Source organism: Streptomyces sp. NPDC087440, from assembly GCF_044744005.1.
GTDB lineage: Bacteria > Actinomycetota > Actinomycetes > Streptomycetales > Streptomycetaceae > Streptomyces.
The window spans coordinates 32,631-43,663 of sequence record NZ_JBIUXN010000013.1; the positions used below are offsets into that span (position 1 = coordinate 32,631).

Here is an 11,033-nt window from a genome sequence, read left to right on the forward strand (position 1 = left end):
CGCACCCATGCCCGCAGCCCCGCGCCCCCGCCGCGAGACCGTGACCGGTGTGCCCCGGGCGGGCAGGAAGCCCGGCAGCCGTGCGCCGGGGCACGCGCCCGCCCGCTCCGAGATCAGCGAGCAGACGCCGCTGGGCGCCACCTACGTCCGCTCCCTGATGCGCAGTCAGCTGCGCACCGCCCTCCTCGGCCTCGGCGCGCTCACCCTGCTGGTCGGTGCGCTGCCCCTGCTCCTCCAGCTCCCGCGCGTCCTCACCGGCACACCCCTCGCGCCCGGACCCCACCTGTGGCTGGTGCTCGGCGTCGTCGTCTACCCGGTGATGTGGCTGATCGCCCGCTGGTACGTCCGCCGGGCCGAGCGCAACGAACGGGACTTCCGCGGCCTCGTGGAAGGCCGTTGACCCACCCCTCATGAACCACGCGTACGCCGTCGCGGCCGTCACCGTCGTCGTCCTCGTCACCCTCCTCATAGGTGCCCTCGGACTGCGCATATCCCGCACCACCTCCGACTTCTACGTCGCCTCGCGCACGGTGGGCCCCCGCCTCAACGCCGCCGCGATCAGCGGCGAGTACCTCTCCGCCGCCTCCTTCCTCGGCATCGCGGGCCTCGTCCTCCTCCAGGGCCCCGAGATGCTCTGGTACCCGGTCGGCTACACCGCCGGATACCTCGTCCTGCTCCTCCTGGTCGCCGCCCCGCTGCGCCGCTCGGGCGCGTACACCCTCTCCGACTTCGCCGAGGCCCGGCTCGAATCACCGCCGGTGCGCAAACTGGCCAGCCTGTTCGTCGTCGGGATCGGATGGCTGTACCTGCTGCCCCAGCTCCAGGGCGCCGGGCTCACCCTGGAGATCCTCACCGGCGCGCCGGGATGGGTCGGCGGGCTCGTCGTCGCCGTCGTCGTGACCGGTGCGGTCGCCGCCGGAGGCATGCGCTCCATCACCTTCGTGCAGGCCTTCCAGTACTGGCTGAAGCTGACCGCGCTCCTGGTGCCCGCCCTGTTCCTGGCCGGGGCCTGGTTCGGCGACGACGCCCCCAGGGCCCGCTTCGACGCCCCCGCCACCTTCCGCGAGCACACGTCCGTACGCTTCCAGGAGACCGTACGGATCGAACTCGACCGGCCCCTCACCCTCACCGCCTCGGGCACCGTCGACGACCGGCCGTACGTCAACGGCAGCCTCACCCTCGACAGCGGCTCGCACCGGATCTCCTCCGGCACCACCCTGCGCTTCCCCGCCGGGGCGGAGGTCCCCGAACAGCGCGACACCCACGCCACCGGGGCCGCCATCTGGTCCGAGCCCCTCGCCGACAGCCGCGAGGAACACCCGCTGTACGCCACCTACGGGCTCATCCTCGCCACCTTCCTCGGCACCATGGGCCTGCCGCACGTCGCCGTGCGCTTCTACACCAGCCCCCACGGCACCGCCGCCCGCCGCACCACCCTCGTCGTCCTCGCCCTGATCGGCGTGTTCTACCTGCTGCCGCCGGTGTACGGGGTCCTGGGCAGGATCTACGCTCCCGAACTGGCCCTGACCGGGGACGCCGACGCCGCCGTGCTCGTCCTGCCGGAACGGCTCATCGGGGGAGTGGGCGGCGACCTGCTGGGGGCGCTCCTCGCGGGCGGGGCGTTCGCCGCGTTCCTCTCCACGGCCTCCGGGCTGACCATGTCGGTGGCCGGAGTGCTCACGCAGGACGTGCTGCCCTCGCGCGGGGTGCGGCACTTCCGGCTGGCGACGGTGGTGGCCATGGCGGTGCCGCTGGCGCTGGGGGCGGTGACGGCGGAGGTGCCGGTGGCGGACGCGGTGGGGCTGGCGTTCGCGGTGTCGGCGTCGTCGTTCTGCCCGCTGCTGGTGCTGGGGATCTGGTGGCGGGGGCTGACTCCGCCGGGGGCGGCGGCGGGGCTGGTCGTCGGGGGCGGGGCGGCGCTCACCGCGGTCATGGCGACCCGGGCCGGAATCCCGGCCTCCGGCTGGGCGTACTCCCTGCTCGCCTGGCCCGCGGTGTGGTCGGTGCCGCTCGGCTTCCTGACGATGGTGCTGGTGTCCCTCGCGACGCGCAGCCGCATACCGGCAGGCACGGCCGCCATCCTGGCCCGGCTGCACCTGCCGGAAGAACTGACACCCAAACAGACCGGGAGCACTGCTCCGGAGGCGGAGCGGTGACCGGATGCGAGAGCACTGCTCGCGGGACGGGCCGCTGCTCGCGCGGCAGAGCACCGCTCACATCCCGCGGCAGAGCACCGCTCGCATCGCGGAGCAGTGCGCCAGGCCGAGTGCACCGCTCACGGCGCAGACCAGTACCCACCAGCCGAGCGCGCCGCTCGCAGCGCAGACCAGCGATCACCAACCGGAGCACCGCACCAGGAGCAGAGCAGTGACCATCAACGAGATCGCCGCTCTCGCCGCGGCCGGAGCACTGCTCCTCGCCGCAGGCATCGCTCTCGGTCGCCTCTCCGCCCGCCGCGCCGAGAAGAACCTCGACCTCGGCACCCCCGTCGAGCGCGCCACCTTCCTCACCCTGCACACCGCCTCCCTCGCCGCACCCCCGCTGCGCGCCGGGCTCACCGAGGACACCGCCCGCAAGGCCGCCCGCCGGCTGCGCTCCCTCCTCGGCACCGAGACCCTCTGCCTCACCGACCGCACCACCGTCCTCGCCTGGGACGGCCCCGGTGCCGCCCACCACCAGGAGACGGTGATGCTCAAGGTCGCCGAGATGCTCGACTCCGGCCGCAGCACCTGCGTCCACACCGCCTGCGACGACCCCTCCTGCCCGCTCCGATGGGCCGTCATCGCCCCGCTCACCGGCGAGGACGGCGTGCTGGGCGCCCTGGTCGCCTACGGGTCGCGGGAGTCGGCGGTCCTGGTGCGGGCCGCCACCGAAGTCGCCCGCTGGGTCTCCGTACAGCTGGAGCTGGCCGAGCTGGACCATTCCCGCACCCGGATCGTGGAGGCGGAGATACGGGCGCTGCGCGCGCAGATCTCCCCGCACTTCATCTTCAACTCCCTCGCCGCCATCGCCTCCTTCGTCCGCACCGACCCGGAACGGGCCCGCGAACTCCTCCTGGAGTTCGCCGACTTCACCCGCTACTCCTTCCGCCGCCACGGCGACTTCACCCAGCTCGCCGACGAACTGCGCTGCATCGAGCAGTACTTGGCGCTGGCCGGGGCCCGCTTCGGCGACCGGCTCAAGGTCACCCTCCAGATCGCCCCCGAGGTGCTGCCCGTCGCCCTGCCCTTCCTCTGCCTCCAGCCCCTGGTGGAGAACGCCGTCAAGCACGGCCTGGAGGACTCCCGGGAGGACTGCCGGATCACCCTCGCCGCCCAGGACGCGGGCGCCGAGGCCATCGTCACCATCGAGGACGACGGCGTCGGCATGGACCCCGACCGGCTCCGCCGCATCCTCGCCGGACAGGAGCCCGCCACCGCGGGCATCGGCCTGTCCAACGTGGACGAGCGGCTGCGCCAGGTCTACGGCGACGACTACGGCATCGTCGTCGAGACGGCCGTCGGCGCGGGCATGAGGATCACGGTGCGCATCCCCAAGTACCGCGCGGGGGTGCACAGTTCACCGCGCGCGGAGGGCTGACGGGACCCAGAAGAGCTGACGGGGCTCAGAAGAGGTGCACCGACAGGTGCCCCAGCGGCAGCCCCAGCTGCCACGCCGGCAGCCACACCCGCGCGTTCTCGTCGACCAGGTCCGCCAGCTCCGGCAGCCCGGGACCGTCATCGCCCCCACCGGTGGCAGCGTCGTCGTCGCGCGCCGCGAGACCCGCCTCGACGCCCGTGCCGCCCAGGTCCGTGGCCAGCAGCTCCGTCGACTCCAGCCACTGCCAGGACGCCCTGGCCAGCTCCAGGTCCGGGCCGCCGTCGCCCCGATCGGCGCGGGCCGCGAAGCATTCCCGTACCCACTGCTCCCACGGATGGCCGTACGCCGTGAGCGACAGCCATTCGTCGAGCTGGGAGATCACTCCGACCCCGGACAGCTCGTCCGTGGAGTCCGACAGGTACACGGTCAGCGCGAGTGCCTCGCGCCCCGCGCGGAACTCCAGCGTGCCGGGCGGGATCAACTGCCCGGTGCGCAGGAGCTCGTCGGCGATGTACTCGGCGTACAGCCATGCCATGGGTACGGCAAGGCCGCTTCCGCCGGTGCCATTGGCGCTCTCGGGCAGCACAGCATTCCACCTTCTCCGGTCGAGCTTGCGGTATCCGGGACTCCGGACGGGGGCCCCGGCGAAGAGCTTTCACGCTGAGAGGGGTTTGGCGGGGCGTCTTTACCGAACTTGACGGCGTGCTTTCGAAATCGTCGCGCCGAACCCGTGGCGTGGGAGAAAGAGGTGTACCGCCGGTACGCATGTGACGCACGCGGTTTCGGCCCCGCGCGCGCGAAAGGCACTCCGGACTCAGGCCGCACCCCGTTCCGCGCGCCCGCCGACCCCGACGTCGTACCCCGGCAGCACGGTGCGCAATGCCCGGAGCGCGTAATACGTACGGGACTTGACGGTTCCCTCCGGAATGCCCAGCTCGCTGGACGCCTCCGCCACCGAGCGCCCCCGGAAGTACACCTGCACCAACACCTCCCGGTGCTCCGTGCGCAGCGCCCGCACCGCCTGTCGCACATCCAGCTCGGTGGCCGAACGCTCCGCGAGGTCGACCGGCACGGGGGAGTGGTCCAGCACCTCGGCCGTGACCTCGCGGGGGCGGGCCCGGCGGGCGCGCCGGGCGTCGATCGCGAGCCGCCGACCGACCGTGAACAGCCAGGGCCGCATCGAGTCGTGGTCGCTGGCGAGCGCCTCCGGGTGCTGCCAGGCCCGGACCAGCGTCTCCTGGACGAGGTCCTCGGCGCGCTGCCGGTCTCCGTGGGTGAGGCCCAGCAGGAAGGCGAAGAGCGCCTTGCCGTGCTCGCGCTGGAGCGCGGCGAGGGCGCGTTCGTCGGTGCGGGGGACAAGGGACGGGGAGAGGGTCACCGTTGACGCTCCTTCGGGCGAGCGGGCAGGGAGGGGCGGAAGGGGACTGTCGGGAAGGGCGAGCAGGGAGTGACGGAAGGGACGGGCCGGGTCGGGTGATGGCCATCACAACCGGGCCGAGTTCAGGGGCGAAGATAACCGTCGGTGTGCGCCAGTGCTGGCAGGCGGTGCGCGGCGTGCGAGCAGGAGGCCGGTGCGTGCGACGAACGGTCGAGCCGTGCGACGAGTGGTACGACGAACGGTCGGCGGCCCGCGCGGGTCGAGCGGTGGCCCGCTTCGGGGCCGTTCGGGCGCTCTTGCCCTCAGTTGGCGGTAAAGGTCCTTGACTTCACGGGTGCGCCCGGGTGGATTCTCTTTGCGCATGTCCGGCACATGTTCGAAACGCTCTTTCGCCCTATGCAACAGACACCCGAGGGAAGCCGATCCGATGAAGCAGCGCACGGTGTTGCCGTCCCCGACAGCCCCCGTTCCGGCCCGGCGCGTCGCCCGGCGGCGGCACGCCGTGACGGCGGTCGCCGCCCTGGTGCTCGGGGCCACCGCCTGCACCGCGGCCCCCACCACCACCTCGCCGCCCGCGACGCAGCAGGCGGCCAGGAAGCAGACCACCCCCAGGCCCGGAGCCCCCGCCACCCCGCAGCGCGGCTTCACGCTGGTCGCCTCCGGCGACGTGCTCCCGCACGACTCGATCATCCGCCAGGGCCGCACGGACGCGGGCGGCGACGGCTACGACTTCGCACCGATGCTCGCGGGCGTCAAGTCCGTCGTCGCGCGGGCCGACCTGGCGATCTGTCACATGGAGACCGTGTACGGAGGACCGGACGGCCCCTACAGCGGCTACCCGGCGTTCGTCTCCCCGCCCCAGGTCGCCGCCGGGCTGCGCGCCACCGGCTACGACTCCTGTTCCACCGCCTCCAACCACACCCTCGACGACGGCCGCGCCGGAATCCGCCGCACCCTCGGCGCCCTGGACAAGGCCGGAATCGCCCACGCGGGCTCGGCCCGCACCGCGGCCGAAGCCGCACGTCCGGCGCTGCTGAAGGCCGGCACCGCCAAGGTCGCCCAGCTGGCCTACACGTACGGCACGAACGATTACCCGCTCCCCGACGGCCAGCCCTGGGCGGTCAATCTCATCGACCGCGCCAAGATCGTCGCGGATGCGCGGGCCGCCCGGAAGGCGGGCGCCGACGTGGTCGTGGTCTCGCTGCACTGGGGCACCGAATGGCAGGACGAACCCGACGAGAAGCAGATCTCCCTGGGGCGTGCGCTGACCGCCTCGGCCACCGCCGGACGCCCGGACATCGACCTGATCCTGGGCACGCACGCCCATGTCCCGCAGGCCTACGAGAAGGTCAACGGGACGTACATCATCTACGGCATGGGCGACCAGGTCGCGGGCACCATGTTCAACCACTCCGGCGCCCAGGACGACCGCGGCAACATGAGCAGCATCGGCCGCTTCACCTTCGCCCCGCCCGCGGCCCCCGGCAGGCGCTGGGAGGTCAAGAAGGCGGAGTTCGTCCCGCAGTTCTTCGACCTGAACTCCAACCGGGTCCTCAACCTCGGCTCCCCGGACTCCGGTTACGGCGAGACCCGGGCGCACATCCGCCGCGTTGTCCTCAGTCGGGGTGCCGCCAAGTACGGCCTGACGATGGGTCATTGACGGCAGAAGGGGCAGCATGAAATGCGACCGGAAGTGAAGGCAAAAGTCCAACTGCGCATTCACTTCTGACTGTTGACGCGTCTCCCGGGCGCGCCCATGATGTGGCCACTCCATTCGGAAAGCTCCTTTAGTAAAGGGGGCCTTCCGCCTCGCCGCCTCATGCCGTGACGCCAGGGAGCACGTGTGACATCCCCTGCAACGCCTGTAACGAAGAAGAGGCCACGGCCCGACACGCCGTCCGAGGACGACCGCCCGAGTCCGCCACCGACGAACCGGCGCGTCCCCCTGCGCGTCCGGCTGCGCAACCACGGGGTGATGCTCGCCCTGATGGTGCCCGGCCTGGCCTTCTTCCTGGTCTTCTTCTACGTGCCCATGCTGGGCAACGTCATCGCCTTCCAGGACTACCAGCCGTTCATCGGCTTCCAGGACAGCGCCTTCACCGGCCTGGCCAACTTCCAGGAACTGTTCGCCGACCCCGCCTTCTGGGAGTCCGTCCGCAACACCCTGGTCTTCGCCCTGCTCCAACTGCTGCTGTTCTTCCCCGCCCCCCTCGCTCTGGCCCTGCTGGTCAACAGCCTGATCAGCGGACGCACCCGGCGCTTCGTGCAGAGCATCGTCTACCTGCCGCACTTCATCAGCTGGGTCCTGGTCGTCGCCCTCTTCCAGCAGGTCCTGGGCGGTGCGGGACTGCTCAACAACTTCCTGCGCGACCACGGAATGCAGCCCTGGGACCTGATGACCAACCCCGACACCTTCCCCCTGCTGATCACCGCGCAGGCGATCTGGAAGGACGTCGGCTGGGGAATGATCATTTACCTGGCGGCGCTCGCCAGTGTCGACCAGAGCCTGTACGAATCGGCGGCCGTCGACGGCGCCGGCCGCTGGCGGCGCATGTGGCACATCACCCTGCCCGCCGTCCGCAGCGTCACCGTCCTGCTGCTGGTGCTGCGCCTCGGCGACGTCCTGAGCGTCGGCTTCGAACAATTCCTGCTGCAACGCGACGCGGTCGGCGCCCGCGCCGCCGAAGTCCTCGACACGTACGTCTTCTACCACGGCGTGGTCTACGGCGACTGGGGCATCGGCGCCGCCGCCGGACTGGTCAAGGGCGTCGTCGGCGCCCTGATGATCTGGGGTGCCAACAAGGCCGCCCACGCCTTCGGAGAGCAAGGGGTGTACAGCAAGTGACCCTCGGCATACCCCCGCTGACGCGCCGTCAACAACGCGTCCCCGACCGGCGGCCCGCCTGGGAGGAACCTCCGGGCCCGGTCGGCAACGCCACCAAGGCCGTCGTCATCGCCGTCATCGTCGCCGTGATGGTGCTGCCGTTCCTGGTGGTCCTGTCCACCAGCCTCGCCTCCCGCGAGGAGATCACCGCGGCCGGCGGCTTTGTCCTCTTCCCCACCGAGCCCACCCTGGAGGCGTACCGGACCATCCTGTCCGGCGGGCTGATCACCCGTGCCGTCCTGGTCAGCGTCGGCATCACCGCCGTCGGCACCAGCCTCTCGCTGCTGACGACGATCACCCTCGCCTACGCGCTGAGCAAGCCGGGCGTGCCGGGCCGCAAGCCGGTCCTGCTGCTGGTCCTGTTCACCCTGCTGTTCGCGCCGGGCATGATCCCGATGTACATCGTCGTCAAGGAGCTCGGACTCCTCGACTCCTACTGGGCGTTGATCCTCCCCGGCCTGGTCAACGCCTTCAACCTGGTCGTCATGCGGGCGTTCTTCATGAACATCCCCGAGGAGCTGTACCAGGCCGCCCGTATCGACGGGGCGGGGGACTGGCGCATTCTCACCCGGATCGTGCTGCCGCTGTCCAAGGGCGTCGTCGCCGTCGTCGGGCTCTTCTACGCGGTGACGTACTGGAACGCCTTCTTCAACGCGATGCTCTACCTCAACGACTCCGGGAAATGGCCCGTCCAGCTGATCCTGCGCACCTACGTCGTGCAGAACAAACAGCTCACCGGAGACGCCCTCGGCGTCACCAACATGCCGCCGCAGCAAGCCATTTCGATGGCCGTGGTGATGATCGCGCTGCTGCCCATCCTGGCGCTCTACCCCTTCCTCCAGAAGTACTTCACCAAGGGCGTACTCACCGGCGCCATCAAGGGCTGAACCTCTTCCCCCTCCCTCACCCCGTTGCGGAGAATCCCCATGAACGGCATGTCCCGCCGCACCTTCGTCGGTATCGGAGCGGCCGTCGCCGCCGGTGCCGCCGCCCCCACGCTCACCGGCTGCGGCTCCGCCACCCCGAAGAAGACCGAGGCCGCCTCGGCGAGCGTCAAGCTGCCGACGTACGTCCCCTACGAAGGCGTCAAGCCCGACCTCCCCGGCAACAGCAAGGGCCTGGAAGCCGGATTCCTCTCCTACCCCAAGAACCTCGTGCGCAGCGTGGCCAAGCCGCCAGGCGACGGCTCCAAGGTCACTCTGCTCACCGAGATATGGACCCCGCCGCCCGCCGCCCAGGACGCCAACGCCCACTGGCAGCAGCTCAACAAGAAACTGGGCGTCGACCTCTCCGTCATCATGGGCACCGACCCCGGCTACGACCAGAAGTTCGCCGCGACCGTCGCGGGCGACGCACTGCCCGACCTGATGTGGATTCCGCCCAACCAGGGAATCCAGCACGTCGCCCAGCTCCTGGAGGCCAAGTGCGCCGACATCACCGAGCTGGTCTCGGGCGACGCGGTCAAGGCCTACCCGCACCTCGCGGCCATGACCCCCCAGCACTGGAAGACGGCCGTCGTCAACGGCCGGATCTGGGGCGCCCCCAGCCCGTACCCCGCCTTCGGGCAGGTCTACAGCGGCAACCCGAACATCTGGGACAAGGCCGAGGGACTGTCCGCGAGCAGCCCCGACGAGTTCCTCGCCAAGTGCAAGGAGGTCACCGGCGGCAAGGTCTGGGCCCTGGAACCGATCTACAACAACGCGGTCAGCGTCATGAGCCAGTGCTTCGGCGCCCCCAACAAGTGGGAGCGCGCCAAGGACGGCTCGCTGACCTTCTGGCAGGAGACCGACGCGTACGCCGAAGCCCTCAACTTCGTCATCAAGCTGAAGCAGGCGGGCGTCTTCTACCCGGGCAACCCGGAGATGGCCGACGCCTACCTCAAGATGGCCCAGGGTTCCATCGGCGCCTGCGTCTACGCCAACCCCACCAACGCCCGCAAGGACCTGCGGATCAACGCCCCCGAGCTGACCTCGCAGATCCTGGTGCCGTTCGCCGCCGGCGGCAGCGGCGGCCCCCGCCACCACCTCCACCTGGGCACGATCGGCTACACGGCGATCAAGAAGGGCGACGAGAAGCGCGTCAGGATGCTCCTGTCGATCCTCAACTACCTGGCCGCGCCCTTCGGCACCGAGGAGCGCGAGTTCCAGGAGTTCGGCACGCGCGACCTCGACTTCACCTTCGACAAGAACGGCTTCCCCGCCCGCACCGCCCAGGGCAAGAAGGAGGTCGAGGGCCTGCGCAGCGGCATGGAGACCGCCACCGTCTCGCCCTCCGCGCTCATGGCCTCCATGTTCGAGGGCAACGCACGGGTCCAGGACGTGAAGGACGTGTACGCCGTCGAGCAGAAGCTCATCCCGATGGGCATCGCGCTGCCCACCGCGGGCCACTACTCCGACGCGTACACCGAGTACTACCCCCGCATGTCGACGGACGCCAAGGACCTGGTCAACGACATCGTCAGCGGCCGCAAGAGCATGAAGGAATGGAAGCCGTTCTGGGCCGACTGGAAGAACCGGGGCCTGGACAAGATGCGCAAGGAGTTCCAGAAGTCCATGGACAGGAGCGGCGAGTAGGCCACCGCGCCCGGCCGGTTACGGCACCACCGTGACCGGCCAGCGCCCCGCCTTCACCAGCCGTACCGCCACCGACCCCACGAACCGGTGTCCGGCCGACTCCGACGCGCCCACCACCACCGCGTCCGCGGTCAGCTCGTCGGCGGCCGTGACCAGACCGTTGTACGGGTCGCCCCGGAAGGTGTGGAACTCCCAGCGCACCTCGAAGATGCCCTTCACCCGCTCCGTCGCCCGGCGGATCTCCGCGATCAGGTCCTCGGCGATCTCCTCCGTGGTCCCGGCGACCGGCGCGCCGAGCGCCGCCCCCGAGGGGATCAGCGGCTGGACGTACACGAGGGCGAGCAGCGCGTTCTGCCGCCTGGCCAGCCCTCCCGCGTACGCGGCGGCGCGCAGCGACGAAGGGGAGCCGTCCACTCCGGCGACGATCACCTTGGGGCCGTCGGTGCCGCGTTCGAAGGCATGGCGCTGTTGTTCGGGCTGTTCGGTCACAGGGCGGAGGTTATCCCGTACGGCGCGCGGTCCGAAACGAGCGGCGCGCACGAGCTCGTACGGGCCGAAAAGACACCCACCCGCAGGTGAAACGCCCTACCCCGGGAGGCGTCGGGTCGCCGCGCTCCCT

Annotated in this window: 10 protein-coding genes; 7 read left to right on the forward strand and 3 right to left on the reverse strand. The window is 70.7% G+C overall.

The annotated features are described in order from the left end of the window. Positions 1-7: 7 nt before the first annotated feature. The 3 genes from ACIO3O_RS24370 (at position 8) to ACIO3O_RS24380 (ending at position 3,579) form a co-directional block, all read left to right on the forward strand. Positions 8-400 carry a hypothetical protein gene (locus ACIO3O_RS24370; protein WP_401749177.1) on the forward strand — a complete coding sequence of 131 codons (393 nt, stop codon included), beginning with the start codon at positions 8-10 and terminating at the stop codon, positions 398-400. A 10-nt stretch (positions 401-410) separates the two neighbouring features. Continuing rightward, positions 411-2,156, forward strand: a complete 1,746-nt coding sequence (locus tag ACIO3O_RS24375) for a cation acetate symporter (RefSeq protein ID WP_401749179.1) — start codon at positions 411-413, stop codon at positions 2,154-2,156. A 211-nt stretch (positions 2,157-2,367) separates the two neighbouring features. Continuing rightward, positions 2,368-3,579, forward strand: coding sequence for a sensor histidine kinase (locus ACIO3O_RS24380; protein ID WP_401749181.1), 1,212 nt, complete (start codon positions 2,368-2,370; stop codon positions 3,577-3,579). Positions 3,580-3,604: 25 nt separating this feature from the next. Here the strand turns inward: ACIO3O_RS24380 and ACIO3O_RS24385 are convergent, their stop codons facing one another. Together ACIO3O_RS24385 and ACIO3O_RS24390 are read right to left on the reverse strand one after the other, a co-directional pair. Continuing rightward, the gene (locus ACIO3O_RS24385; RefSeq protein ID WP_401749569.1) at positions 3,605-4,114 is read right to left on the reverse strand and encodes a hypothetical protein; all 510 of its coding nucleotides are present in this window, start codon (positions 4,112-4,114) and stop codon (positions 3,605-3,607) included. Between the two features lie 279 nt (positions 4,115-4,393). Beyond that, entirely contained in the window at positions 4,394-4,957 is a 564-nt protein-coding gene (locus tag ACIO3O_RS24390; RefSeq protein ID WP_401749183.1) for a sigma-70 family RNA polymerase sigma factor, read from the reverse strand. A gap of 427 nt (positions 4,958-5,384) precedes the next feature. Between ACIO3O_RS24390 and ACIO3O_RS24395 the strand changes: the two genes are divergently transcribed. The 4 genes from ACIO3O_RS24395 to ACIO3O_RS24410 all read left to right on the forward strand — a co-directional run bounded on the left by ACIO3O_RS24395 (position 5,385) and on the right by ACIO3O_RS24410 (position 10,414). Continuing rightward, positions 5,385-6,617, forward strand: a complete 1,233-nt coding sequence (locus ACIO3O_RS24395) for a CapA family protein (protein WP_401749185.1) — start codon at positions 5,385-5,387, stop codon at positions 6,615-6,617. Between the two features lie 183 nt (positions 6,618-6,800). Continuing rightward, positions 6,801-7,802 (forward strand): ABC transporter permease, encoded by a 1,002-nt coding sequence (locus ACIO3O_RS24400; RefSeq protein ID WP_401749187.1) that lies wholly within the window; start codon positions 6,801-6,803, stop codon positions 7,800-7,802. Continuing rightward, positions 7,799-8,728, forward strand: a complete 930-nt coding sequence (locus ACIO3O_RS24405) for a carbohydrate ABC transporter permease (protein WP_401749189.1) — start codon at positions 7,799-7,801, stop codon at positions 8,726-8,728. Before ACIO3O_RS24400 ends, ACIO3O_RS24405 begins: the two co-directional genes overlap by 4 nt. A 39-nt stretch (positions 8,729-8,767) precedes the next feature. Beyond that, positions 8,768-10,414, forward strand: coding sequence for a hypothetical protein (locus ACIO3O_RS24410; RefSeq protein WP_401749191.1), 1,647 nt, complete (start codon positions 8,768-8,770; stop codon positions 10,412-10,414). 18 nt (positions 10,415-10,432) lie between these two features. Here ACIO3O_RS24410 and ACIO3O_RS24415 read toward each other — a convergent pair whose 3' ends face one another. Beyond that, the gene (locus ACIO3O_RS24415) at positions 10,433-10,903 is read right to left on the reverse strand and encodes a universal stress protein (RefSeq protein WP_401749193.1); all 471 of its coding nucleotides are present in this window, start codon (positions 10,901-10,903) and stop codon (positions 10,433-10,435) included. Positions 10,904-11,033: the final 130 nt, after the last annotated feature.

What these genes read in the sequence shown, in the direction of transcription:
- ACIO3O_RS24410 (WP_401749191.1), top strand. Translation starts at nt 8,768, where the DNA reads ATGAACGGCATGTCCCGCCGCACCTTCGTCGGTATCGGAGCGGCCGTC.
- ACIO3O_RS24375 (WP_401749179.1), top strand. Translation starts at nt 411, where the DNA reads ATGAACCACGCGTACGCCGTCGCGGCCGTCACCGTCGTCGTCCTCGTC.
- ACIO3O_RS24385 (WP_401749569.1), bottom strand. Translation starts at nt 4,114, where the DNA reads ATGGCATGGCTGTACGCCGAGTACATCGCCGACGAGCTCCTGCGCACC.
- ACIO3O_RS24395 (WP_401749185.1), top strand. Translation starts at nt 5,385, where the DNA reads ATGAAGCAGCGCACGGTGTTGCCGTCCCCGACAGCCCCCGTTCCGGCC.
- ACIO3O_RS24370 (WP_401749177.1), top strand. Translation starts at nt 8, where the DNA reads ATGCCCGCAGCCCCGCGCCCCCGCCGCGAGACCGTGACCGGTGTGCCC.